Origin of the sequence: Aeromonas sp. 600527, assembly GCF_049175415.1 — a bacterium.
Classification (GTDB): domain Bacteria; phylum Pseudomonadota; class Gammaproteobacteria; order Enterobacterales; family Aeromonadaceae; genus Aeromonas; species Aeromonas veronii_A.
Window position 1 is genome coordinate 337842 of sequence record NZ_JAAKVA010000002.1, and the last position, 25330, is coordinate 363171.

Consider the following 25330-nt stretch of genomic DNA (forward strand, 5'->3'; position numbering starts at 1 on the left):
AATGTCATCCATTACTGAACAACTGCAAGCCCTGAAAGTGATCCCGGTGATCGCCATCGAGCAGGCTGAAGATATCATTCCACTGGGGGCGGCACTGGCCAATAACGGCCTGCCGGTTGCCGAGATCACCTTCCGCTCCGCTGCCGCGGTCGAGGCGATCCGGCTGCTGCGCCAGAGCCAACCTGAGATGCTGATTGGCGCGGGCACTGTGCTCAACCGCGATCAGGTGATCGCAGCCAAAGAGGCGGGTGCCACCTTTATCGTCTCCCCCGGTTTTAACCCCAATACGGTCAAGGCCTGTCAGGAGCTCGACATCCCGATCATCCCGGGGGTCAATAACCCCAGCATCATTGAAGCGGCGCTGGAGATGGGGCTGACGACCCTGAAGTTCTTCCCGGCCGAAGCATCGGGTGGTAGCGCGATGATCAAGGCGCTGCTGGCACCTTATACCCAGATCACGCTGATGCCCACGGGCGGGATCTCGACTCACAATATCAATGAATATCTGGCGATCCCGCGGGTCATTGCGTGTGGTGGTTCCTGGATGGTCGACAAGAAACTGATCGCAGAGAAACAGTGGGAAGAGATCGGCCGACTCACTCGTGAAGCAGTGGCACAGGTCCAATAATATTGCCGCCAGGCAACGCGCTGACAAAAAAGGCCCGCACCAGATGGTGCGGGCCTTTTATTTGGCCGACGGCGCACTTGAACGGCACGCAGTTCGCAACGGGTTGTCGGCTTACTTGCTGCCGGTACCTGAGTTGCGGGTAGAGGCTTGCGGCTTGCGACGGGCGGTGGTGGCGCGAGCGCGCGGCTCTTTGCCCTGCATCTCTTTGTGACGCTGCACGGCGCGACGGATCTGGGCGGCCTGCTTGTGACGGCTGGTTTTGCCATCCTGCTGCAGGTCGACCTTGGATTCGGTCTCCGGCGGCAGGTTGACCAGACCGCGCAGGTAGTTCACTTCCGGCAGTTTCAGCTCTTGCCAGCCGCCGCGAGGGATGCCGCGGTCCAGCTTGACGTCGCCGTAGCGGATCCGCATCAGGCGGCTCACCTGCACTTCCTGGGATTCCCACAGGCGGCGCACTTCACGGTTGCGACCTTCGGTCAGGGTGACGTTGAACCACTGGTTCAGACCCTCACCGCCAGCCGGCTTGATCTTGTTGAACTTGGCGGTGCCATCTTCCAGCTGCACGCCCTTGCGCAGACGCTGCAGCATGGCTTCGGTGATCTCGCCAAAGACACGTACCGCGTATTCCCGCTCCACTTCGTGGCTCGGGTGCATCAGGCGGTTGGCCAGCTCACCGTCGGTGGTGAACAGCAGCAGACCGGAGGTGTTGACGTCGAGGCGGCCGACCGCGATCCAGCGGGCCCCTTCCATCTTGGGCAGACGATCAAACACGGTGGGACGACCTTCCGGATCGTGACGGGTACACATCTCCCCTTCCGGTTTGTGGTAAGCCAGTACGCGGCAGATCACTTCCTCTGCGGCACGGGTCTTGACCTGGTGACCATCCACCCGGATCACGGCGTTCACTTCGACGCGATCCCCCAGTGTGGCGACCTTGCCATCCACACTGACCCGACCTGCGGTGATCAGGGCCTCCATCTCACGACGGGAGCCGTGACCCGCGCGGGCCAACACTTTTTGCAGTTTTTCACTCATCGGGGTTACCTGATTGTTGATCGCTGCCCACTGGTGAAAGGGGCAACGGGGTTAACTGTAACAAACGCCGGTTGGAGCGTTTGCCACAGTTGAAAAATGTATATCTCGGTGAAATCGGCACGCTTGGGCGCCATTCACCGGGCATCGCTCTCCCCGTCCACCGCAGAGGGCAACAGGGGTTGCAGCTCCGGATCCAGCTCGGGGAGCTGCTCCAGACTCTGCAGATTAAAGTAATCCAGAAACTCTCTGGTGGTGGCGAGCAACTCGGGGCGACCCGCCACCTCTTTGTGGCCTATGCTGCGCACCCAGCCACGTTCTTTCAGGGTATTCACTATCTGGCTCGACACCGCCACTCCGCGGATCGCTTCGATCTCGGCCCGGGTGATGGGTTGGCGATAGGCGATCAGGGTCAGTGTCTCCATCACGGCGCGCGAATAACGCGGCGCACGCTCGCTCCAGAGCCGCGAGAGCTCTTCGGCATACTCCTGACGCGCCTGAAAGCGCCAGCCGGAGGCGACCTCTTTGAGCTCGACGCCACGCGAGCTGTAATCTTGCCTGATCTCGGCCAACAGCAGCTGAACATAGCGACTGGTCACCGGATAATCCGCCAGCACGCTGCTTTTCAGTTCGCTGACATTGAGCGGACGACCGGCCACGAACAGCGCCGCTTCGATCAGGGTCTTGAGTCGTTCAGTGGGCAGCGCCACGGTTGCCCTCCTCGCTCTGCTCGGCCAATGCGAAATGGATTGGGCCGAGTGGTTCTGCCTGCAGGATCCAGATCAGTTGCTCCTTGCACAGCTCCAGCAGGGCCAGAAACGTCACCAGTACCCCCATGCGCCCCTCTTCGGCACGCAGCACCTGCTCAAGGCGCAGGGTCTGCCCCAGCGTGAGCATGGCAAGGATCTCCGCCATGCGCACCCGGGTCGGGATCTGTTCGCGGCGGATCTGGTGATGTTCGAAATGAGTCGCGCGTTTTACCACACTTTGCATGTAAAGGGCGAGCTCAACCAGCGAAACATCGGGCGCCAGTGGCTTGAGGGCGCCAAAATCGGGGGGCAAGGCAGCGGCGATATAAATCTCCCGCTCCACCCGTGGCAGCTCATTGACCCTCTCTGCACCTACCTTGTAACGCTCGTACTCCTGCAGGCGGCGGATCAGGGTCACCCGCGGGTCTTCCCCCTCCTCTTCATCCTCCAGCTCCGGCGCCTTGGGCAGCAGCAGGCGGGATTTTATCTCCGCCAGCCAGGCCGCCATCAGCAGATATTCGGCCGCCAGCTCAAGGTTGAGTCCCTGCATCAGCTCCACGTACTCCATGTACTGGGCAGTGATCTGCAGGAGCGGCAGGTTGAGGATATCGAGCTGCTGGCGCCGGATCAGATAGAGCAGCAGATCGAGCGGCCCCTCGAAGGTATCGAGGAACACCTCCAGCGCATCGGGCGGGATGAACAGATCCTGGGGCAGCTCGTGATAGGGTTGCCCCAGGACTTTCGCGATGGGTAGTGCGGCGCCAGCTCCCGTCTCGACGGAAGGAACAGTCACCGGTTCAGCGACATCACTCAAACGGGGTCGGGTCCCCGGCGCCGCGACGACGCAATACCGGCTCGTCGTCAGAGAAATCGACCACAGTGGTGGGCTGCTCGCCCAGATAACCGCCGTTGACCACCAGATCGATCTGCTTGCCCAGCTTGTCGAAGATCTCTTCCGGGTCAAACTCGGCCATCTCGGAGTCTGGCAGGATCAATGTGGTGGAGAGCAGCGGCTCGCCGAGTGCTTCCAAGAGCGCCTGGGCTATTTTGTTGTCCGGAATACGGATACCGATTGTCTTTTTCTTCTCGTTCATCAGGCGGCGCGGCACCTCTTTGGTCGCCTTGAAGATAAAAGTGTAAGCGCCCGGGGTGTTGTTCTTGATCAGGCGAAATGCGCTGTTGTCGACCTTGGCGTAGGTTGCGATCTCGGAGAGATCGCGGCACACCAGGGTGAAGTCGTGGTTGGCATCAAGGCGACGGATGCGGCAGATGCGCTCCAGCGCCCCTTTGTCCCCCATCTGGCAACCCAGCGCATAACCGGAGTCGGTCGGATAGACGATGACGCCGCCATTCTGGATGATCTGTACCGCCTGACCGATCAGACGGGCCTGGGGGTTTTCCGGATGTACGTAAAAATGCTGACTCATGGCTTGTTCTCGCAATGGGGGCAGCAATACCTGCCCGCTCGTATGGTCACGGGTCAAAGACCCATGACACTACCTTAACTTGTTTGTGGTCGCTTCGCTGGTGCCGTTAGCGACTCGCCAGCAGCTCGGCATGCTGTTCGGGGGTGAGCCCAAAGTGACCGGGATAGGCCAACCAGACCGGCATGCCCTCTTTTGGCAACCAGAGGTGGCGACCCAGCTCGGTCCAGTTGGAGGGGAAGTGAAAATCCGATCCCACCGAGATATAGAGGTCGTGATCCTTGGCCCACTGGCCCAGATTGGCTCGCTCCTGCGGACTCTGCTGGGGCAATGAGACCTCCATGGCATCACCACCGGCGGCCTTGAAAGCCACCAGCAGCCGCTTGATCCACTTGGCGGTGAGATCGTAACGGCTGGGGTGGGCCAGCACCGCCAGCCCACCGGCGGCATGAATGGCCGCGATGGCTTCGCTCATCTCGGGCCACTCGGCCGGGGCATACCCTTTATTGCCACGGCTCAGGTACTTTTTGAATACCTTCTGCATGTTGTCGGCTACCCCGTGCGCCACCAGCACCCGGGCAAAGTGGGCGCGGGTCACGGCGGCGTCACCGGCAAGCGCCTTGGCCTCTTCATAGGTGCCGGGAATGAGGCACTTCTCCAGACGGCGCCCGATTTCCAGCGCACGCGCTTCGCGACGTGCCAGCTGACCGGCCAGAAAATCGGTCAGCTGCACATTTTTTTCATCCACTCCCAGCGCCACGATATGAATTTCGTGATGCTCCCAGCCAGTGGAAATTTCCACCCCGCTGACCAGCCGCAGCGGCAGTTGCTCGGCTGCGATGGTGCGGCGCACCTCATCAAGCCCGGCGAGGGTATCGTGGTCAGTAACTGCTAACACCTCGACCTGTTTTTCGGCAGCGCGGCGCACCAGTTCGGCCGGGCTCAGCACCCCGTCGGAGGCAGTGGTATGGCAGTGAAGATCGAATCTCATCAGGTTATTCCGCTCTCGTGGTCAGGTCACCATTCATGGCAAATCGGTGAAAGAAGGCTAAAAAGCGACTTGACTTGGCCGCGGCTTTATCGTTTTCTGTAGGCACTTCATTGCAAACATCTTTTTACAGGACTTTATCATGCAAACGACTTCCATCCTGACCATCTGGTGGTGGCACACTCCCTGACATGCGGGCGTGTGGTCGTTGCTGTACCTGTAATCTGACAGCAAATTAAGAACCCAAAGAAAAAGCCCGCTGACCCCAGCGGGCTTTTTTATTATCCGGCAAATGGACCTGTGATGAAACCGAGAATTCAGACAAGCAAGCTGACCTGGCGATGGCGCCCCTGAACCAGCCACCCCGGCCCCATTAAATTTTCAAGGAATTCAACGTCATGAACATCGGTAACACGCATCACACGCAAGGGAACGCACTATGATAGCCACACATCGCCTTCCTCTGGGTGAATTCGATACCCTCAAACTCAATGCCCCCTATGTGGCCGATCCGCTGGCACTCTATACCCGCCTCTGTCAGGGCCGCCCCAACAACCTGCTGCTGGAATCGGTGGAGATCGACTCCAAGGCGGGCAAACAGAGCCTGCTGCTGGTGGATGCCTGCCTGCGCATCGAGTGCCGTGGTCGCACCGTGCGGGTGCGCAGCCTGAACGATAACGGCGCCCAGTTGCAAAGCCTGCTGGCCGAGCGGCTACCTGCGGTGGTTGCCCGCTCGCTGGTAGATGGCGAATTGCAGCTCGACTTCCCGGCCTCCGATCGGGAGCTGGACGAAGACTCCCGCCTCAAGGGGAGCAGCGTGCTGGACGTGCTGCGTACCCTGCAGCGGGAGCTCGATTGCCAGCTGGGTAAAGAGGCGCTCTTTATGGCGGGCAGCTTTGCCTATGACCTCATCGCCTCTTTTGAAGATCTGCCCGAAGTCCCGGAGGGGAGCAACAGCTGCCCCGACTACTGCTTCTATGTGGCCGAAACCCTGATCACCATCGACCATATCGAGCGCACCACTCAACTGCTGGCCTGCATCTTTGGCGGCGACAGCGACGAGAGCCAGGTGGAAGACAGATACACCCGCCTGACCGAACGGCTCACCGACTTCAAACAGATTTGCCAGCAACCCCTCTGCGCCGAGCTGACCACCCAGCCCCTGACCGGTGGCATGAGCGTGGACAAGAGCGACAAGCAGTTCTGCGCCGAGGTGGAGAAGCTCAAGGGCTTTATCCGCCGTGGCGACATCTTCCAGGTGGTGCCGTCCCGCTGCTTCTCCCTGCCCTGCCCGAGCCCCCTGGCCGCCTATCGCCGCCTCAAACAGACCAACCCCAGCCCCTACATGTTCTACGTGCAGGATGAGGGCTTCACCCTGTTTGGTGCCTCGCCGGAGAGCGCGGTGAAATTCTGCGCCGCCAGCCGCGATGTGGAGATGTACCCCATCGCCGGTACCCGCCGCCGCGGCTTCAACCCGGATGGCAGCATCAACCGCGATCTCGACGGCCGCATCGAGCTGGAACTGCGTCAGGACGAAAAAGAGGTGGCCGAGCACCTGATGCTGGTGGATCTGGGCCGCAACGACATCGCCCGTATCTCGGCGCCCGGCACCCGCTATGTCAAGGAGCTGCTGAAAGTGGATCGCTACAGCCACGTGATGCACCTGGTCTCCAAGGTGGTCGGCACCCTGCGCTCTGACCTTGACGCCCTGCACGCCTATCAGGCCTGCATGAACATGGGCACCCTCACCGGCGCCCCCAAGATCCGCGCCAGCGAGCTTATTCGCATGGTGGAAGGCAAGCGCCGCGGCAGCTACGGCGGCGCCGTCGGCTACATCAACGGCGCCGGCGAGATGGATACCTGCATCGTCATTCGCTCGGCGTTTGTCAAAGATGGCGTGGCCCATGTGCAAGCCGGTGCCGGGGTGGTCTATGACTCCAAGCCCCAGGCCGAAGCGGACGAGACCCGCGCCAAGGCGGCCGCCGTGCTGGCCGCCATCGCTGCCAGCCATGGCACCTCTCTGCAAGCCCTGAGCGCCCAGCAGGAGCAACATAAGGACGTGAGCCATGACTAATATCTTCCTGCTCGACAACTTCGATTCATTTACTTACAACCTCGTTGATCAGTTCCGCTCCCTCGGTTATCCGGTGCGGATCTACCGCAACAGCCTGCCGGCCAGCCGCATCATGAGCGAGATCGCCGCCTGCGAAGGGGACGCCGTGCTGGTGCTCTCGCCGGGCCCGGGCGCCCCCCACGAGGCGGGTTGCCTCATCGACCTCATCAAGCTGGCCCGTGGTCAGGTGCCCATCCTCGGTATCTGCCTCGGTCATCAGGCCCTGTGCGAAGCCTACGGCGGCACCGTCGGCGCAGCGGGCGAGATCGTCCACGGCAAGCGTTCGCTGATTGAGCACAACGGCCACGGCGCCTTCGCCGGTCTGCCGAGCCCGCTGCCGGTAGCCCGCTACCACTCGCTGGTCGCTACCTATGTACCGGAAGAGCTGACGGTGATTGCCCACTATCAGGGCATGCCCATGGCCATCGAGCAGCAGAATGAGCGGGTGCTGGGTTTCCAGTTCCACCCGGAATCCATCATGACCTCGGAAGGGGCCCGCCTGCTGACTCAGGCGCTCGCCCATATCACCCGTCCAGAAAGCAGTGTGCGGTAAGGAGACCAACATGCATCATCATCTCAACACCCTCTATCAGGGTCAGTCTCTGAGCCGTGAAAGTACCCGCGACGCCTTCGGCCAGGTAGTACGTGGCGAAGTGGAGCCCATCGTGCTCGCCAGTCTCTTGACCGCCCTCAAGATCAAGGGGGAGACCCCGGAGGAGATCGCCGGCGCCGCCGAGGCCCTCTTGGCAGAAGCGCGCGATTTCCCGCGTCCGGATTATGAATTTTGCGACATCGTCGGTACCGGTGGCGATGGCCTCAACACCATCAACGTCTCCACCACCTCGGCATTGGTCGCCGCCGCCTGTGGCCTGAAAGTGGCCAAGCATGGCAACCGCTCGGTCTCGAGCAAGTCGGGCTCAAGCGATCTGCTCGACAAAATGGGCATCAAGCTCGACATGAGCCCGGCGCAGGCGCGCCGCTGCCTCGATGAGCTCGGCATCTGCTTCCTGTTCGCCCCCCAGTATCACGCCGGGGTGCGCCACGCCATGCCGGTGCGTCAGGCCCTCAAGACCCGCACCCTGTTCAACGTGCTGGGGCCGCTTATCAACCCCGCTCGTCCCACCTATCAGCTGATGGGGGTCTATGCCCCCGAGCTGGTGCGCCCCATCGCAGAAACCCTGCTGGCACTGGGGCTGAAAACCGGTATGGTGGTGCACGGTGCCGGGCTGGATGAAATTGCCATCCACGGCCCGACTCAGGTGGCCCAGATCCGTGACGGCGAGATCCGCGAATTTATGATCACCCCGGCTGACTTTGGCCTCGAGACCTACCCGGTCAGCGCCATTCAGGGCGGGGAACCGGAAGAGAACCGCGCCATCACCGCCGCCATTCTGGAAGGGCGTGGCACCCCGGCCCACAACGCCGCCATCGCCGCCAATGTGGCTCCGCTGCTGCTGATGGCGGGCAAGGCGACCGATCTCAAGAGCGCGGCGGCCGAGGTGCTGGCGGTGCTGGCGAGCGGCAAGACAGCGGATCTCGCCGCCCGGCTCGCCACTTTAAGCCATCAGGATGCGGGTCATCAGGAGGGATGATGTCAGCCACCATGTCGCACAGCAGTCATTCAGAACGCCCGCAGGGCAAGAGCCAGTTTCGCAAGGATAACGAGATGTCAGACCTTATTGCCCCCCATGCTTTTCTGAACATGGCCTCCATCAGCCAGACCATTCTCGGCAAAATCGTGGCGGCCAAACAGGAGTGGGTTGCCGCCCGCAAACTGGCCCAGCCGCTGGAGAGCTTCCAGAGCGCGCTGACCCCAAGCGATCGGGATTTCCTCGGCGCGCTCAAGGCGGGCTCCACCCGCTTTATTCTGGAGTGCAAGAAGGCTTCCCCCTCCAAGGGCTTGATCCGCGATGACTTCAGCCCGGAGGCGATCGCCGACATCTATGGCAAATACGCCACCGCCATCTCGGTGCTGACCGACGAGAAGTTCTTTCAGGGGGATTTCGCCTTTTTGCCGCGGGTGCGCGGTCGCGTATCGCAGCCGGTACTCTGCAAGGATTTCATGATTGACCCCTATCAGGTCTATCTAGCCCGCCACTATCAGGCGGACGCTATCCTGCTGATGCTCTCGGTGCTCACCGACGAGGGGTATCGCGCCCTGTTCGCGGTGGCCAAAGAGCTGGGCCTGGGCGTGCTCACCGAGGTGAGCAACGAGGAGGAGCTGACCCGCGCCATCGCGCTGGGCGCGCCAGTGATTGGCATCAACAACCGGGATCTGCGCGACTTGAGCGTCGATCTCAACCGCACCAAACAGCTGGCCAAAGACATTCCGAGCGATCGGGTAGTGATCAGCGAGTCCGGCATCAACCACCGCGCCCAAGTGGCGGATCTGCGCCACTACGCCAAGGGCTTTCTGGTGGGCTCATCCCTGATGGCCGAGCCGGATCTGGAGGCTGCGGTGCGCAAGCTGGTACAGGGCCAGAACAAGGTGTGCGGCCTCACCCGCGCCGAGGATGCCGCCGCCGCCCATCAGGCGGGTGCGGTGTTTGGCGGTCTGATTTTTGTGGCCAAAAGCCCGCGCTATGTAGACATCCCTGCCGCCCGCGCCGTGATGGCGGGTGCGCCGCTCGCCTATGTTGGGGTATTTCGCAACGCCCAGCCAGCCACCATCGCCAAGACGGTGGATGCGCTGGGGCTCGCCGCCGTGCAACTGCATGGGGATGAGGATGCCGCCTATATCGCGGAACTGCGTCCGCTGCTGCCCGCGGGCTGCCAGATCTGGAAGGCCGTAGGCGTCTCTCTCGGCAAAGAAAGCGGCGAGCCCCTGCCCGCCCTCGACTACCCGGCGGATCGCCTGCTGCTGGATACGAAAGTCGGCAGCCAGAGCGGTGGCACCGGTCAGGCGTTCGACTGGGCCATGCTGGCCACGCTCGACAAGAACAAGCTGATGCTGGCGGGGGGCCTTAATCCCGACAACGCCCTGCAGGCGGCGCAAGTGGGCTGCCTCGGCCTTGATTTCAACTCCGGGGTGGAGAGTGCCCCGGGCCAGAAGGATGCGCAGAAGATTGCAGCCGCCTTCGGCGCACTGCGCAACCTGTAACGCAACCCTTTTTGATGTTTCGATTTAGCTAATACAAGGAAGAAGCCATGACCCTGCTCAACCCGTTTTTCGGCGAATTTGGCGGTATGTATGTACCCCAAATCCTCATCCCGGCCCTGCTCCAGCTGGAGAAAGCCTTTGTCGATGCCAAGGATGATCCGGCCTTTATCGCCGAGTTTCAGTCCCTGCTGACCGAGTATGCCGGTCGCCCGACCCCGCTCACCCTGACTCGCAACCTGACCAAGGGCACCAAGACCCGCCTCTATCTCAAGCGTGAAGATCTGCTGCACGGCGGCGCCCACAAGACCAACCAGGTGCTGGGTCAGGCGCTGCTGGCCAAGCGGATGGGCAAGAGCGAGATCATCGCCGAGACCGGTGCCGGTCAGCATGGCGTTGCCACTGCCCTGGCCTGCGCCCTGCTCGGCCTCAAATGCCGGGTCTATATGGGTGCCAAGGATTGCGAGCGCCAGAAGCCCAACGTATTTCGCATGAAGCTGATGGGCGCCACCGTCATTCCGGTGCACTCAGGCTCGTCCACCCTGAAAGATGCCTGTAACGAGGCGCTGCGCGACTGGGCCGCCAACTACGAGTCGGCCCACTACCTGCTCGGCACCGCCGCCGGTCCGCACCCCTTCCCCACCATCGTGCGGGAGTTCCAGAAGATGATCGGCGAAGAGGCCAAGGCCCAGTGCTTCGAGAAGGAGGAGCGGCTGCCCGATGCGGTGATCGCCTGCGTCGGCGGCGGATCGAATGCCATCGGCATGTTTGCCGACTTTATCGATGAGCCGTCGGTGCGCCTTATCGGCGTCGAGCCGGGCGGCCACGGCATCGAGAGCGGCGAGCACGGTGCGCCGCTCGGTCACGGCAGCAAGGGGGTCTTCTTTGGCATGCACTCCTACCTGATGCAGGACAATCAGGGCCAGATTCAGGAGTCCTACTCCGTCTCGGCGGGGCTCGACTTCCCCTCCGTTGGCCCGCAGCACGCCCATCTGGCCGCCATCGGCCGCGCCGAGTACCCCTCGGTGACCGACAAGGAGGCGCTGGACGCCTTCCAGGAGCTGGCCAAATCCGAAGGCATCATACCGGCGCTGGAGTCCTCCCACGCGCTGGCCCACGCCCTCAAGATGGCCCGCAGTGAACCGGAAAAAGAGCAGGTGCTTATCGTCAACCTCTCCGGCCGTGGCGACAAAGATATCTTCACCGTCGCTGACATCTTTGAAAAAGAAGGAACCTTGTCATGAACCGTTACGCACAACTCTTCTCCCGTCTGGACGCGGCCAATCAGGGCGCCTTTGTGCCGTTCGTGATGCTGGGTGACCCCACCCCCGAATTGTCACTGGCCATCGTCGATGCGCTGGTTGCAGGGGGCGCCGATGCCCTCGAGCTCGGCATTCCCTTCTCCGATCCGGTGGCGGATGGCCCCACCATTCAGGGCGCCGCCCTGCGCGCCTTTGCCAGCCACACCACCCCGGATGACTGCTTCGAGCTGCTTGGCCGCATCCGCGCCAAGTACCCGCAGCTGCCCATTGGCCTCTTGGTCTACGCCAACCTGGTCTATGTGCGCAAAATTGACGGCTTCTACGAGAAGTGCCAGCAGGCGGGCGTGGATTCGGTGCTGGTCGCCGACGTGCCGGTGCAGATGTGCGCCCCCTACAAGGCGGCCGCCGACAAGTTCGGCATCGACAGCATCTTTATCGCCCCGCCCAATGGCGACGCCGAAACCCTGAAACAGGTGGCGGAGCTCGGCAATGGTTACACCTATCTGGTGAGCCGCGCGGGCGTGACCGGTGCCGAGACCAAGGCCGGCATGCCGGTGGAAGGTCTCATCAATACCCTGCGCGAGTTCAAGGCGCCCCCCGCCCTGCTCGGCTTTGGCATCAGCGAACCGGCTCAGGTGCGTGATGCCATCGCCGCTGGCGCCGCCGGTGCCATCTCCGGCTCCGCCGTGGTGAAGATCATCGAGACCCACCACCAGAACCCGGAGCATATGCTGACCCGTCTGAAAGAGTTTGTGGAAGGGATGAAGGCGGCGACCCTGCGCTAAGCGTTCAGTCAAACGCCCACCCCCATGACAAGCAAGGGAGCCCAAGCGGGCTCCCTTTTGTTATCCACCATCCCTGGTTGGTACCACCCTTGTAGGTCTGATTAGCGAAGCGTAATCAGACGTTCGCGGAATTGATGCTGATGCTATGGCGCGGCTTCGCCACGCAGGACACGAGGGCGCCGCCCTCGACGGGGTTTCGCCCGCCCTTCGGGCGTGGGCGAGTGACTTTGGAAAGACCCGCTCTCTTTGGCAAATAACACCAAAGGTCTTCTCCCCCGCTTATTCGCCCGACTGACGTCGGGTACCTTCGGCTCATCCTCTTGTCCAACGGCACGCGCCGATGGGCCGTCCATGGCCCAACGCCGCTCGCTCGGCATCCTGCCTCGCGGCCAGGACAAGAGGACTCGCCTCAGCGAATAAGAGGGGGATCAAAACCGTGCCCGCCTGTGGCGACCGTGCAACAGTGAACAAGCCCCCTCTCCCCTTGGGAGAGGGCTGGGGTGAGGGGAAGCTACGGCAACCGAATTTGCTCAAATTGAATACTACTAATAGCTAATTTGTTGATCCAGCACAGATTCCTGCCAAAACCCGCTTTTCAACGCACCACCCTCCTCATTAAGATACCCGAATGACAATCAACCTCTCGGAAGAACGCCATGACAGCGATTGTTGCTATCTCGCGGGTGAAAGGCAGCGTACTGGGGGCTGGAACTCAGGGGCGGTAGCGTGGTTTTTTATAGGTTGACGCAGAGCGTAGCGAAGCCCAACCTGCGAGCATTATTATTCCACCCAGATCGGGATAAACAAGGATGTTGCAGATCGGTAAAACAGATTTACAGATATATTCGCGGTAAACGTTGGGCTTCACTTCGTTCAGCACCAACCTACAATTTTTAGCCCAACATACGTGATAAACCTGTTATGTGTTTAGGTAAATTAATAGCATTTAAATATACAACCATTAATTTAGAGAGGTCTTTAAATTGATTGAGACAATAATTGACAATATAAAGTGGATATTTAGCGGTTGTGGAGTTGTAATTTTATCAACAATTTTTATGTATCTCAGGAGGCGTAAAGTAAAAACCTTAAATAAAGATCCAAAACCATCGGTTGCGAGTATAAATTCTGGGAGCGGTTCAAATAACATAATCTCCCATGGAGATGTTAATTTAACTATTAAAAGGGATAGAAAAAAATGATGAGCATATCATCTGGAGATAACTGTACAAATATTATTTCCGACGGTGACGTAAATCTTTTCATAGAGGAATGTGGGTTTATAGAAGAATTTCGTGATGTTATTCGTGATGAAGTTCACAAAATAATTAATAGCAAGAGTTCACTAGAGCATGAAGCTTTCATAAGCATAACATCAGGAAATGTAGAACACGCAGAAGCATGTATTGATCGCATAGTAATTGAAAGTAGTGAACTGCACTTAAATAATTTACTACGTTCAGCGAATATGTATGCTTTTATCAATCAAGATAAAGCTCTCAATTGTTACAGCAAAGCATATGCAATGCACCCTAATTCATTTAAGATTTCTAATATATATGCCTTATATTTGATGAACATTGGTAAAATGAGAGAGGCAAAAGAGATTTACACTAACTCTCTTATTTATTTTAAAACCCCAAGTGAATTAGAGCCTATTGAGGGCAACCTCGGCCTACTATATAAAAATATCGGTAATTACAGTTGTGCAATTGAACATTTGATCAAAGCATCTGAATTATCATTAGAATTAAATAACCAAATCGGTTCAGCTAAGCATCTAAATAACCTAGGTTCATGCTATATTAACCAAGGGGATTATGTCGAAGCTATAGACGTACTTAAAGTTGCCTTGGAGAGTGTAACTTCATCACACGCACAAAAAGAAATGTTATCCATAGATAATAGACAAACAGAGTCTAACATTCTGGCGAATATTTCTCTGGCGTATAAAACAGAGTATGATAAAAATAAAAATTCGGAATCAATCCTTAAAGCCATTGAATACGCTGAAAAGGGTTTAAAAATCGCAACTGATGCTGGATTAAATAATGTCATGGGTAGACACTATGGCAATTTATCAAATTTTTACGACAGACTGGGTAATAGCAAAAAAAAGAAAGAGTATTTATTAAAAGCAATAAGTGCATTTGATCTTAAATCTAGTAATAAAGAAAAACTAACATGCATAATGAATCTTGGTTTATCTTATTTCAATGAAGGTTCCGCAGAAAAAGCTATAAGTTATTACTTAGAATGTCTATCACATGGCATTAATAAATACAAAAAGCTTCACGCACAGGTTGAATGGAACATGGCCATAGCTAGATTTGAAGTTGGAGAGGTACAAAAGGCAATGGAATCAGCTAAAACCTCAGCTAATATCTTTGATGAACTAGAATTACATAATTACGCTAAAGAAATAAAAAATGCATTTGGAATAGTGTAAAGATAATACTTAACAAACTGCTTGCATGATTAATAAATTATCGCTGCACGACGATATGATAATAAAACAGGAAACCCACCTTTCTGAGCCCAGCTTCGCTTAGCCAACATTCAAAAAGATGAGTACCCAGATCTGATTTGGAGTATCATTAATTACAATGCTTCATTCACGGGAATATGCTAAAAACGTTCCTTATCTTAATCATTAGGTTTTAATATGAAATCACCAAACTGTGAAGACATATATTCTCTTATAGGATTCGCACTTACCTACATTCAGTCTGTAGAAAGAAGCATTAAATTCGTTACTACTTACGTATTACAAGATGATGCCCCATTAACATTAGATAAACTAAATTCTATTGAGGCAAAGGAACGAAAAAAAGCCCTTGGTTACTTCATTGGAAAAGTCAAAGAAAGAGCCACTTTATTTCCACCTCTCGAGAATCTACTTTCCGACTATCTAAAAAATAGAAATGATTTCATACACAATCATGACAAAATACCTGGATGGGATTTAGATACAGAAGAAGGTAGAGACGTTGTAAAGCGGTTTACAGTCAATTTATGGCGTCAAGCGCATAAAATAAATGAGATATTTTCAGCCCTAGTGACTCGCTGGCAAGAACAAGCCGACATTAATCTCCCAGAGTCTCACGCCGGGGAAGAATACATTCAAGAAGTTAACAAAAAATATGGGGCGTTTATCGATGTTTTATTCACATCAAAAATCTAACAAGCGCAGGCAATCGGACAGCAAAAAACTGTAACTCCTGCCAGCCATTGCTGCGTGCGTTAGGTTATCTAATAGAGGGGATAATAGAGGTGGGAAATTAGGCCCCCTATTTTTGCGAGCAAAATGTTGTATCGCCAGAACATAAAGGATGGATGTCCAAGATTTAAATATTCTAGATATTTGCCAAAGTAGGATATATCCCCCCCTTTCCAATCCAACCACTATCGCTCCCTGCTCCACCCCCGCCACCCCATCAACCCCAGCATCAATACAATTCCCGGCAGCCAGACCCAGTAGAGCTCGGAGAGGAGCACCGCCTCACCTCGGGCGGTGAGGTAGGCCTCCAGCTTGAAGGGGGCAACCCGGATCACCTGCCAGGGGGCGAAGAAGCGCTCGTCACGCCACGGCCAGAGCCAGCCAACCCCCTTGCCGCCGGTGGTGAGGGAATCGAGCAGGCTGTGGGAGAGCAAAGAGACCAGCAGAAACGACCAGACGGTGGCGACGCTTGCCCGAAATTGGCGGTAAAACAGCATGGCCAGCGTGGGCAGGGCAAAGGCGAACAACAGCGAATGGGTAAAGCCGCGATGGCCAAAAACATGGCCATAAGCGACCCCCAGCTTGAAGGCGAGCACGTCGGCATCGGGCAGCATGGCGATGGCGACCCCGGCCAGCAGCAGGCGGGGCGGGATAATCCGGCTGCCAAGCCCAAGGCAGAGGGGAACGGCGGCGTGGGTGACGATGGTGGGCATAGAGTGAAACTCCAACTGAAAACGTAAGCCTACCCTACCCCCGCTCGGTGAAGTGAAGGTGAAGTGCACCCACTGTATTGGTTCGCTGTTAGCTAAATGCAGCGCCAATCAGCGTTGGCGTGTTAACTTGAAATGTTCATTTAACTGCGGCTGACATGCAGAACGGGATCGTGATAAGTAGTCTCTTCGATTCACATCACAGGGATAGTGGCAGCGATGAATTTTTCAAAAAGCATCAGGCTGATTGCGAGCGCTATCAGCCTTTGGTTAATGACAGGATGCATGGCAGAGGCCGCCTCTGCGCAGCAGCAAGAGCCGTACGCGCTGATCTATAACGGGCCGGTATCTGATGGGGATAGCACGAAGGCGATTGCGGATGTAGTCAAGCAGCTGGGCTTGCCAGTCAGGTATCTCTCCAATATCGAGGCGCTGCCTGCAGAGCTCGATAATGCCAGGGTGTTTATCGTTGGCGGCACAGAGGACGATGTTGAGCCGCTCCTCAATGCCTTCACCGCGGACGCTCGTTCGGCGTTAAAAACCTATTTGCAGAATGGTGGCCGCTACCTCGGGATCTGTGGGGGGGCCTTTGTGGCATCCACCGGCTGGTCTGAAGAAGAGGGCTTTGTACCGGCGCTGGGCCTTGTTCCTGCCACATCCGATGATTATGACGGCGACTTTAGCGCCAGGATCTTCCCGATCAGCTGGCTTGGTGAAGAGCGCCAGATGTATTACCAGGCCGGCCCACAATTTAGGCCGGTGCCAAGCTCCGAGCAGATCAAGGTTATCGCCCATTTTCAAAACCATCAGATTGCCGCACTGATCAGCTCATACGGCAAAGGCAAGGTGGCCGTTTCCGGGCCACATCCCGAAGCCCCCGAATCGTGGAAAGAGAATGCGGTGGGCGGTGACAAGATGGAGTCGAATATTCATCTGGCCGCAGGACTCGTTAACGAGTTGCTCTCCGAAGAGCCCGTCACCCATTCGAAGTAGTCGCGCCCCTACGCCCCTGGATGTGACCCCATTGCTCGGCCCGGAAGTCAGGCCATCCAATCGGCCGCAATCCATAAAAAAACCACCGACCAGCAAAAGGTCGGTGGTTTTTTTATCGGTGGCAGATCACGGGTAGCCGATACAAAGCGTTCGCTACCTCAACTTTCGCCCGGGAACGAGCACTACTCTTCCTGCTCCTCCGGTTGTCTCTCCCCACCCCGCAACTGTTGCAGCTCATCGACTCGGGCTTGCCACTTCTCTTGGGCTTTTTTGCGCTCCTGAAGCTGGAACTCTTCGCGCATGGTGTCGATGTTAAGGTCAAGTGTTTCCATCAGAGTGTCTCCTTTGTATGACCGCTTAAAGACTGGCTGACGGCGCATTGGCCAACCTGCTCCCCTATTCAGACACCACTCATCCCCCAAACGCCCAACTAAATAATCGATTGAATATGCAACATTCAATCTAAAAAACTATTCATTCTGCACGGTGACACGCTGTAGCAGCGGCTGCCGCCCCGTTACGCGAAACGCAACGAGGCCCACGTCCCCCGCCAAAAAGGTGATAAAGGCATACGCAGTAACCCGGTTTGGCGTAGTCCCATGCTGGAGCAGATCTCATCGCCGAACCGGATTATCTGGCACTGCGCCGAAATGGCGTTAAGCAGTGCTACTACCATTTTCAAAGGCAGGCAGCGCAGTTGCCCAACCGGCGAAACCAATAAAAAGACCCCCTATTGCCCAGCGGTAAGAGGGGGTCTTTTGTTTGAGCCGCCGGCTAGCCGGCTATTGCCTCACGCTATCAGGCCAGCGAGACAAAGATCCCGGCCAGGGTGGCACTCATCAGGTTGGCGAGGGTCGCCGCCAGCACAGCCTTGAAGCCCATATTGGCCACATCATGACGGCGCTCCGGTGCCATGGTGCCGATAGAACCGAGCTGCACCGCTATGGAGCCCAGATTGGCAAAACCGCACAGCGCGAAGGTGATGATGATCTGGGTGTGGGCGCTCAGATCGGCCTTGATATTGGCAAAGTCTAGATAGGCGACGAACTCGTTCATGATCACCTTCTGACCGATCAGGGAGCCTGCCGCCATCATCTCGCTGACGGGCACACCAATCAGCCAGGCCACCGGGGCAAACAAGTAACCCAGCAGCTGCTGCAGGGAGAGATCGGCCCAGCCGAACCACTCGCCGACGGTGGTGAGACCGGCGTTGATCATGGTGATGACGCTGACAAAGGCCAGCAGGATGGTGCCGATGGCCACCGCGATCTTCATGCCACCCATGGCGCCGCCCGCCAGCGCGTCGATGGCGTTGCTGTAGTCGCTCTTGTCGAGGGTGATCTCGGTCTGATCGCTCACCTGTTGCTGCTCCGGCACCAGCAGTTTGGCCATCAGCAGGCCACCGGGCGCCGCCATAAAGGAGGCAGCAATCAGGTATTTAAGATCCACACCCAGACCTGCGTAACCGCCCAGCACCGAGCCCGCCACCGAAGCCATGCCACAGGTCATCACCGCAAAGAGTTCGGAGCGGGTCATACCGGCGAGGAAGGGGCGAATAAGCAGCGGCGACTCCCCTTGCGACAGGAAGATATTGCCGGTGGCCACCAGGGATTCGGCGCGGCTGGTGCCGAGCAGGCGATGAATAGCGCCGCCCAGTACCCTGATCACCCACTGCATGATGCCGAAGTGGTAGAGCACGGCGATCAGCGCACTGATAAAGATCACCAGCGGCAGCACCCGCACCGCGAAGATAAAGCCGTTGCTGGCGAGATCGCCAAACACGAAACGAATGCCGCTGTCGGCAAAGCCGAGCAGGGCGGAGACGCCATTGCTCATGGCACCGAGCATGATTTGTCCGGGGGGGAAATAGAGCACCAGGGCAGCAAAACCGGTTTGCAGGGCGAGCGCACCCAGCACGGTTCGCCAGCGGATAGCACGGCGGTTTTCACTGGCCAGCCAGGCGATAAACATCAGGGCCAGCATACCGACCAGACTCAATAACAGTGTCATCTTGCACCTATGAAGAGAGGAGTTTCATATGGCAAGTCTGCAGACAGGCGTCGCGGGAGATCCGGCGGGAGAGGTGCCGACCCACGCGACACGCAGACCACAAACCTACAGGTTAGTGGCGGGTCCCATCCTGGGGTCATTCACGTTCCGGGTGACAGCATGTATCGGGTGACGCCAGCGCCGTCGCAGGGGGAGATGCGGCCGGGTGGCAGGTCGGGCGGCGATGGTACAGTGATCATCGTCACAGAAAAAGCGGTAAAACGATTGGCCGGAGTAACTTTTTCAACTTGTTCACACAACGAAACAGGGCCAGCGTGAAGCTGGCCCTGTTTCAATCCGTACTTGAGTACTCAGATGATTACTTGAGGCGCTTGCCGCTCGCATCCACCACCTGCTCGCCATCCTCCTTGGCGAAGGCCCCTTTTTGCTGATCGGGCAATATATCGAGCACCACTTCCGACGGACGGCACAGTTTAGTGCCAAGCGGCGTGACCACGATGGGGCGGTTGATGAGGATGGGGTGAGCCAGCATGGCATCGATTAGTTCATCATCGCTGAAACGATCTTCCGCCAGACCGAGCGCCTCGTAGGGGGGGACGTTCTTGCGCAGCAGATCGCGCACCGGCATATCCATGGCGGTGATCAGCGCCACCAGCTGGTCACGGGAGGGGGGCGTCTCCAGATAGTGGATAACCGTGGGCTCCACGCCGCTGTTGCGAATAAGCTCCAGGGTGTTGCGGGAGGTACCACATTCCGGGTTGTGATAGATGGTGATTGCACTCATTTGCGTGTCTCTCATTAATCAAGTGAATAGAAAATGGATAGCATCAGTTGGCGGCCAGCTGTTAGCGACTTAGCCCCGCTTCGTACCAGGGTTTGCTGGCGTTGCCGATGCGCACCACCAGCAGCATGACCGGCACCTCGATCAGCACCCCGACCACGGTGGCAAGCGCCGCGCCGGAGTGAAAGCCGAACAGGCTGATGGCGGCGGCCACCGCCAACTCGAAGAAGTTGGAGGCGCCGATCAGGGCGGAAGGACAGGCGACCGAGTGCTTCTCCCCCACCTTGCGATTAAGCCAGTAAGCCAAGCCAGAGTTGAATAGCACCTGGATCAGGATCGGCACCGCCAACAGGGCGATAACCAGCGGCTGCTCAATGATGGCGTTGCCCTGAAAGGCGAACAGCAGCACCAGAGTGAGCAACAGGGCCGCCACCGACCAAGGCTGGATGCGGGTCATGACGCCGTCAAAATGGGCCTCCCCCTTTTTCAGCAAGGCCTTGCGCAGCAGCTGGGCGATGATGACCGGAATGACAATGTAGAGCACCACAGAGGTGAGCAGGGTATCCCACGGCACTATGATGCTGGAGACCCCGAGCAGTAGCGCCACCAGCGGGGCGAAGGCAAACACCATGATGAGGTCGTTCACCGCCACCTGCGACAGGGTGAAGTAGGGATCGCCGTTGGTAAGGCGGCTCCAGACAAACACCATGGCGGTGCAGGGGGCCGCCGCCAGCAGGATCAGGCCCGCTACGTAACTGTCGAGCTGATCAGCCGGCAGCCAGTCGGCAAACAGCACACGGATAAAGAGCCAGCCGAGGAAGGCCATGGAGAAGGGCTTGACCAGCCAGTTGATAAAGAGGGTGACCCCAATGCCCTTCATGTGGCCCTTCACCTGATGCAGGGCGCCAAAGTCGATCTTGAGCAGCATGGGGATGATCATCACCCAGATCAGCAGCCCCACCGGCAGGTTGACCTTGGCCACCTCCATGGCACCGATCGCCTTGAAGAGATCCGGCAAACCTTGCCCGAGGCCAATCCCCACCAGAATGCAGAGGGCGACCCAGGCGGTCAGATAACGTTCAAAAAAGCCGATGGCAGGCACGGCCTTGGCATCACATGTTGCAGACATCACAGCTCCCGATGCGGCGCAATTTCGCATCTTCTATTGGTTCAAAACACGGGTTTATAACAAGTAACGGCATATTCAAGCCGCCCCGGCAGCAGACCGGGGTGGCGACTCAATGGTGCTGGCAGAGACGGCGCAGGGCATCGGGCCCCACTGGCTCCTCGGCGAGCAGCGGCACCACGGCGTAGCGGCTGGCATGTTGCTGCTCGACCGCCTCGATATGGGGCAACTGGCGCTCGGCCCGCAGTTGCAGCAGCGGCGAGCTGACCGCGGCTTGCTGCAAGCTGTGGTTGATGAGCCAGCCCCAGGGCTCGATACCGGCCCGGCGCAGATCGGCCTGCAGATTGGCCGCCTCCTGTACCGGCGTCGGCTCGGGCAGCGTCACAATCAACACCTTGGTCTGCTTGGGATCCTGCAACTGCATCATGGGGGTGGTGAAGTGCAGCCCCTTGCTTCCCATCTGGCGAGCGATCTCCCTGTGGTAGGCGCCGGTGGCGTCGAGCAGCAGCAGGGTGTGGCCGGTGGGGGCGGTATCCATCACTACGAAGCGCTTGCCCGCCTCGCGAATGATGCGCGAGAAGGCCTGAAACACAGCGATCTCCTCGGTACAGGGGGAGCGCAAGTCCTCCTCCAGCAGTGCCCTCCCCTGCTCGTCCAGGGCCGCCCCCTTGGTGGCCAGCACCTGGGCACGGTAACGCTCGGTCTCGGCGTGGGGGTCGATGCGGCTCACCTCCAGATGGGGCAAACTAGCTGCCAAGGTCTCGCTCAGGTGCGCAGCGGGATCCGAGGTGGTGAGGTGCACCGGCAAACCGCGGCTCGCCAGCTCCACCGCCACGGCGGCAGCCAGGGTGGTTTTGCCCACCCCGCCCTTGCCCATCAGCATGATAAGGCCGTGACCATCGGCGGCCAGCTCGTCTACCAACGAACTCAACTCGGGCTGGGCTTGCTTGACAGTGGACTGTACTGTCGGAGATTGGACGGCTGTTCCCTCTGATTGCAGCAGCTGGCGCAAACTGTCGAGCCCCACCAGATTGGTGGCCAGCAGCGGGATATGATCCTGCGCCAGCCCCTTGATCCCCTGCGGCATCTGGGCAAGAGCCTGTTGCTCACGCTGCCAGAGCGCCATTGCCAGCGGATCTGCGGCAATGGCGCCTTCGGGGAAGAGGCCATTGATCACCAGTTGCTGGTTCAGCAAACCGATGGCGGCCAGCTCCTCGTGGGTGCGGGCCACTTCCCGCAGAGTGGATTGTTGGGCGCGCGCCACCAGCACCAGCCGGGTACGGGCAGCATCCGCTAGGGCGGCGACCGCCTCGCCATACTGGCTGCGCTGTTTCTCCAACCCCGCCAGCGGGCCCAGGCAGGAGGCATCCCCCTTGCCCTGCTCCAGAAATTCGCTCCAGGCGCCCGGCAGTTGCAGCAGCCGGATGGTGTGACCGGTTGGGGCCGTATCAAAGACGATATGGTCATACTCGGCCAGCAGTGTTTGGTCGGTCAGCAGGGCGGTGAACTCGTCAAAGGCGGCGATCTCGGTGGTGCAGGCGCCGGAGAGCTGCTCCTCGATGCTGCGCACCACGCTCTCGGGCAACTTGCCGCGCACCGGCCCGACAATCCGCTCCCGATAAGCTTTGGCCGCCGCGGGGGGATCTATCTCCAGCGCCGACAAACCGGACACAACGGCGATGGTGGTGACGCGATTGCCGATCTCGGTGGCAAACACCTGCCCCACGTTGGAGGCAGGGTCGGTGCTCACCAGCAGCACCCGCTTGCCAATATCACAGAGAGCCACCGCACTGGCGCAGGCTAGCGAGGTCTTGCCCACCCCGCCCTTGCCGGTGAAAAAGAGAAACGGCGGTGGATTGGTCAGAAAATGGTACATAGCCTCTCCCGAATGGTGCGTCGCGACTCAGCAGCAACCGCTGCCGGAGCAGCAGCCGCCCTTGACGATCCCCTTGATGGCCGCTTGTGGCGCAGGCAGCCCGGCATAACGGGCCAGCTCGCTGCGGCTCGGATAACGGCCGGTCAACACCACCTGCCCTTCCACCAGCACCAGTGGCAACCCCTCCTCCCCGGCGTGGGTCAGAAAAGCGCTGACGGCAGGTGTCTCGGCAAATTGCATCGGCTGCTGGGCCAGATTGAAACGCTCGATGGCAACCCCCTGCTCCTTGGTCCAGGCAAGATCGGCTGCGAAGGTGACCAGTGCCTGATCAACCTCGGTACCGCAGACACCGCTGGAGCAGCAGAGGGCGGGATCAAAAATCTGAATGGAGGGCATGGCATTACTCCTTGTTGCAGCAGGGCTGCACAGGCAGAACATGGGGAGAGCAGGCTGACTCGGCACGCATCACGCCGCACGCCTCGGGATGACCAGCGCAGCACTCCTCGGTAAGGTAGGCGATCACATCCAGCATCAGGGGAATATTGGCGCGGTAGCGCAGAAAGCGCCCCTCCTGCTCCACCGACAGCAGACCGGTGTTGAGCATCGCCTTGAGGTGAAACGAGAGGGTATTGGGGGCAATATCGAGCTCGCTGGCCAGTTCACCGGCGACCCGCCCCTCCAGCCCGGCCTTCACCAGCAGCCGCCATACATCGAGCCGGATGCCGGATGCCAGCGATTCAAAGACCTTGGTGGCCATCTCTTTGTTCATCTTCACTCCCCTTGGTGCGACCTTTATTTCAACTATACAAGAATTATTGAAATGATCAAGATACGTACCGAAGCGAAGATATGAGGTTCTGGCATCAAACAGGCAGAAAGGGGGACGACGAGTGAACAACAGTAGCGGACGACCACACAGGGTTCATCGCAGATAAACAAACGCCCTCCAGAGGGAGGGCGTGTATCAGACAGTCAGAGCTGTCGGGGCAATCAGACGAACGCGTGCCTTATTTGGCAGCTGGCACAGCGTTGAAGGTGAGCAGGGCCGCCTTGTTGGCATCGCTCAGAGTCAGCTGGTTGCCGTTGATGGAGTAGGTTGCCACCTTCTCCAGCTTTTGCAGGAACTCGGTCTCTTTGTTCATGGCGTCGCCGATGCACATCATGCGAGTGGAGCCCATGGCGCCCAGCGTCAAGACACCGTCACCCTGCTTGGTGATACCGCCAAAATAGCGGTTGCAGCCGCCCTTGCCCGCCACCTTGCCGTCGACCACTTGCAGGGTGAAGGTATCGCCGGTGGCGCCTTGCAGCTGCCAGCCGGATGCTTGCAGTTGAGCCATGCTGGAACCTGTTGCCATTGCGCAGCCTCCCAGTGCCAGCGCGGCCAGCAGAGTCAGTTTCTTGTTCATGGATTCACCTCTTAATGATTAGAGCCATCAATACGGCAGCCTGTTTATCATGGCTGGCGCCCATGCCAAAGGATTTTATTGTGATCTCCCTTCACTTTACTACCAGCTGGCATGTGCCATGCTTAGGCTCAGTTCCGGACCCAGGGAGGGGAAACGAATGGTCAAATCACTCATCATCACACTGCTTGCAACCTGCGCCAGCTTGGCTGTTCAGGCCGCCGACTGGGCAGTGGTTCAGCCGCAATCCAACCCGTCTCTCTATGTCAAAAGTTACTCGGGTGTGCTGCTCAATGGCCATAGCCATCACAGCGACAGTTTTGATCTCTGGCTGGTCAATAGCGGCTATCAATATCCGGTGGTGGATGATGTGACCCTCTTTATGGAAGCGGGCCCGGCGGTGGCGGATCAGAATCGCACATCCGGTTTCAATATGAGTTCGGGGGTACGCTACCAGCTCTCTCCGGCATTCAATATCGGCAGCCAGATCAAGCATCTCGATCTCAACAAGACCAGCACCCTGCTGGAGCTCAACTCCAGCCTGCTGCTGACCCCCAGACTCTCCCTCACCGCCAACTACGGCGTCAGCGCCATCACTGCCGATCAGGCGCTTAGCCTGGGAGTCGGCTTCAACTTCTGAATCAGATCAGCGGCGTGGCGCTCACCACCACGCCGTTGCGATCCGCATAGATGTAATCCCCTTCGTGGATGGTCACACCGGCAAAGCTGACCACGGCCCCCAGCTCTCCCAATCCCCGCTTCTCGGTCTTGACCGGACAGGCCGCCAGCGCCTTGACCCCGAGCGCCAGTGTCGCCAGAGTGCCCACATCCCGCGCCGCGCCGTGGATCAGGATTCCCTCCCACCCCTGCTCCACCGCCTTGACCGCCAGTTGATCGCCAAGCAGCGCACGGCGCAGCGAGCCGCCACCGTCAATCACCAGCACCTTGCCGTGACCGGGGCGGCTCACCAGATCCCGCACCAGACTGTTGTCTTCATAACAGGAAAGCGTTACGGCGCGACCATAAAAGAGGGCCTTGCCGCCAAAATCCTGAAACACCGGGTCGGCCACTTGCAGCAAGTCGCCATGTTGATCGCAGAGGTCGGGCAGGAGATCCAGCATGATTTGATTCCT

Annotated in this window: 26 protein-coding genes; 11 read left to right on the top strand and 15 right to left on the bottom strand. The window is 58.3% G+C overall.

The genetic code is table 11. The annotated features are described in order from the left end of the window. Nucleotide 1 precedes the first annotated feature (1 nt). Nucleotides 2-628, top strand: coding sequence for a bifunctional 4-hydroxy-2-oxoglutarate aldolase/2-dehydro-3-deoxy-phosphogluconate aldolase (locus G5154_RS04925; RefSeq protein WP_421250440.1), 627 nt, complete (start codon nt 2-4; stop codon nt 626-628). A 111-nt stretch (nt 629-739) separates the two neighbouring features. On the opposite strand, the gene rluB is transcribed toward G5154_RS04925, so the two are convergent. The 5 genes from rluB to rnm all read right to left on the bottom strand — a co-directional run bounded on the left by rluB (nt 740) and on the right by rnm (nt 4824). After that, complete coding sequence (gene rluB / locus G5154_RS04930) at nt 740-1663, bottom strand: 23S rRNA pseudouridine(2605) synthase RluB (RefSeq protein ID WP_005347347.1); 924 nt, start codon at nt 1661-1663, stop codon at nt 740-742. 134 nt (nt 1664-1797) lie between these two features. After that, the gene (gene scpB / locus G5154_RS04935) at nt 1798-2370 is read right to left on the bottom strand and encodes an SMC-Scp complex subunit ScpB (RefSeq protein ID WP_005350230.1); all 573 of its coding nucleotides are present in this window, start codon (nt 2368-2370) and stop codon (nt 1798-1800) included. After that, the gene (locus tag G5154_RS04940) at nt 2354-3223 is read right to left on the bottom strand and encodes a segregation and condensation protein A (RefSeq protein ID WP_421250441.1); all 870 of its coding nucleotides are present in this window, start codon (nt 3221-3223) and stop codon (nt 2354-2356) included. The genes scpB and G5154_RS04940 overlap by 17 nt, the downstream gene beginning before the upstream one ends. Continuing rightward, nucleotides 3216-3836, bottom strand: coding sequence for an L-threonylcarbamoyladenylate synthase (locus tag G5154_RS04945; protein ID WP_069527493.1), 621 nt, complete (start codon nt 3834-3836; stop codon nt 3216-3218). The genes G5154_RS04940 and G5154_RS04945 overlap by 8 nt, the downstream gene beginning before the upstream one ends. Before the next feature lie 106 nt (nt 3837-3942). After that, complete coding sequence (gene rnm / locus G5154_RS04950; protein ID WP_421250442.1) at nt 3943-4824, bottom strand: RNase RNM; 882 nt, start codon at nt 4822-4824, stop codon at nt 3943-3945. 436 nt (nt 4825-5260) lie between these two features. On the opposite strand from rnm, the gene G5154_RS04955 reads away from it, so the two are divergent. The 8 genes from G5154_RS04955 to G5154_RS04990 all read left to right on the top strand — a co-directional run bounded on the left by G5154_RS04955 (nt 5261) and on the right by G5154_RS04990 (nt 15262). Then, nucleotides 5261-6895, top strand: coding sequence for an anthranilate synthase component 1 (locus G5154_RS04955; protein ID WP_337072845.1), 1635 nt, complete (start codon nt 5261-5263; stop codon nt 6893-6895). After that, nucleotides 6888-7487, top strand: a complete 600-nt coding sequence (locus G5154_RS04960; protein ID WP_421250443.1) for an aminodeoxychorismate/anthranilate synthase component II — start codon at nt 6888-6890, stop codon at nt 7485-7487. The genes G5154_RS04955 and G5154_RS04960 overlap by 8 nt, the downstream gene beginning before the upstream one ends. Nucleotides 7488-7497: 10 nt before the next feature. Then, nucleotides 7498-8526: an anthranilate phosphoribosyltransferase gene (gene trpD, locus G5154_RS04965; protein WP_421250444.1), complete on the top strand. Its 1029-nt coding sequence runs from the start codon at nt 7498-7500 to the stop codon at nt 8524-8526. Next, complete coding sequence (trpCF, locus tag G5154_RS04970) at nt 8526-10034, top strand: bifunctional indole-3-glycerol-phosphate synthase TrpC/phosphoribosylanthranilate isomerase TrpF (protein WP_421250508.1); 1509 nt, start codon at nt 8526-8528, stop codon at nt 10032-10034. Before trpD ends, trpCF begins: the two co-directional genes overlap by 1 nt. A gap of 47 nt (nt 10035-10081) precedes the next feature. Then, nucleotides 10082-11275 carry a tryptophan synthase subunit beta gene (gene trpB / locus G5154_RS04975; RefSeq protein ID WP_005347359.1) on the top strand — a complete coding sequence of 398 codons (1194 nt, stop codon included), beginning with the start codon at nt 10082-10084 and terminating at the stop codon, nt 11273-11275. After that, on the top strand, nt 11272-12078 hold the full coding sequence (gene trpA, locus G5154_RS04980; RefSeq protein WP_421250445.1) for a tryptophan synthase subunit alpha: 807 nt from the start codon (nt 11272-11274) through the stop codon (nt 12076-12078). Before trpB ends, trpA begins: the two co-directional genes overlap by 4 nt. A gap of 1198 nt (nt 12079-13276) precedes the next feature. Next, nucleotides 13277-14527 (top strand): tetratricopeptide repeat protein, encoded by a 1251-nt coding sequence (locus G5154_RS04985; RefSeq protein ID WP_421250446.1) that lies wholly within the window; start codon nt 13277-13279, stop codon nt 14525-14527. Nucleotides 14528-14743: 216 nt separating this feature from the next. Further along, the gene (locus tag G5154_RS04990; RefSeq protein ID WP_421250447.1) at nt 14744-15262 is read left to right on the top strand and encodes a hypothetical protein; all 519 of its coding nucleotides are present in this window, start codon (nt 14744-14746) and stop codon (nt 15260-15262) included. Between the two features lie 221 nt (nt 15263-15483). Here G5154_RS04990 and G5154_RS04995 read toward each other — a convergent pair whose 3' ends face one another. Further along, nucleotides 15484-16011 carry a metal-dependent hydrolase gene (locus G5154_RS04995; RefSeq protein WP_421250448.1) on the bottom strand — a complete coding sequence of 176 codons (528 nt, stop codon included), beginning with the start codon at nt 16009-16011 and terminating at the stop codon, nt 15484-15486. A 216-nt stretch (nt 16012-16227) separates the two neighbouring features. On the opposite strand from G5154_RS04995, the gene G5154_RS05000 reads away from it, so the two are divergent. Continuing rightward, nucleotides 16228-17001 carry a BPL-N domain-containing protein gene (locus G5154_RS05000; protein WP_421250449.1) on the top strand — a complete coding sequence of 258 codons (774 nt, stop codon included), beginning with the start codon at nt 16228-16230 and terminating at the stop codon, nt 16999-17001. Between the two features lie 182 nt (nt 17002-17183). Here G5154_RS05000 and G5154_RS05005 read toward each other — a convergent pair whose 3' ends face one another. The 8 genes from G5154_RS05005 to G5154_RS05040 form a co-directional block, all read right to left on the bottom strand. Then, the gene (locus G5154_RS05005; RefSeq protein WP_005347375.1) at nt 17184-17333 is read right to left on the bottom strand and encodes a hypothetical protein; all 150 of its coding nucleotides are present in this window, start codon (nt 17331-17333) and stop codon (nt 17184-17186) included. A gap of 466 nt (nt 17334-17799) precedes the next feature. Beyond that, nucleotides 17800-19011, bottom strand: coding sequence for a NupC/NupG family nucleoside CNT transporter (locus tag G5154_RS05010; protein ID WP_421250450.1), 1212 nt, complete (start codon nt 19009-19011; stop codon nt 17800-17802). Between the two features lie 358 nt (nt 19012-19369). Beyond that, nucleotides 19370-19795 carry a glutaredoxin-dependent arsenate reductase gene (gene arsC, locus G5154_RS05015; RefSeq protein ID WP_236767814.1) on the bottom strand — a complete coding sequence of 142 codons (426 nt, stop codon included), beginning with the start codon at nt 19793-19795 and terminating at the stop codon, nt 19370-19372. 61 nt (nt 19796-19856) lie between these two features. Beyond that, nucleotides 19857-20921, bottom strand: coding sequence for an ACR3 family arsenite efflux transporter (gene arsB, locus G5154_RS05020; protein ID WP_421263892.1), 1065 nt, complete (start codon nt 20919-20921; stop codon nt 19857-19859). Between the two features lie 109 nt (nt 20922-21030). Continuing rightward, complete coding sequence (arsA, locus tag G5154_RS05025; protein WP_421250451.1) at nt 21031-22794, bottom strand: arsenical pump-driving ATPase; 1764 nt, start codon at nt 22792-22794, stop codon at nt 21031-21033. 27 nt (nt 22795-22821) lie between these two features. Beyond that, complete coding sequence (gene arsD, locus G5154_RS05030; RefSeq protein ID WP_139428829.1) at nt 22822-23190, bottom strand: arsenite efflux transporter metallochaperone ArsD; 369 nt, start codon at nt 23188-23190, stop codon at nt 22822-22824. A 4-nt stretch (nt 23191-23194) separates the two neighbouring features. After that, a complete protein-coding gene (locus tag G5154_RS05035; protein ID WP_042054961.1) occupies nt 23195-23563 on the bottom strand; it encodes an ArsR/SmtB family transcription factor in 369 nt (122 codons plus the stop codon). 238 nt (nt 23564-23801) lie between these two features. Then, nucleotides 23802-24200, bottom strand: a complete 399-nt coding sequence (locus G5154_RS05040) for an META domain-containing protein (RefSeq protein ID WP_203118094.1) — start codon at nt 24198-24200, stop codon at nt 23802-23804. Nucleotides 24201-24357: 157 nt separating this feature from the next. Here G5154_RS05040 and G5154_RS05045 point away from each other — a divergent pair, with 157 nt between their 5' ends. Continuing rightward, a complete protein-coding gene (locus G5154_RS05045; RefSeq protein ID WP_421244348.1) occupies nt 24358-24837 on the top strand; it encodes a hypothetical protein in 480 nt (159 codons plus the stop codon). A gap of 1 nt (nt 24838) precedes the next feature. Here G5154_RS05045 and G5154_RS05050 read toward each other — a convergent pair whose 3' ends face one another. Beyond that, a complete protein-coding gene (locus tag G5154_RS05050; protein ID WP_421250452.1) occupies nt 24839-25318 on the bottom strand; it encodes a putative 4-hydroxy-4-methyl-2-oxoglutarate aldolase in 480 nt (159 codons plus the stop codon). Nucleotides 25319-25330 lie beyond the last annotated feature (12 nt).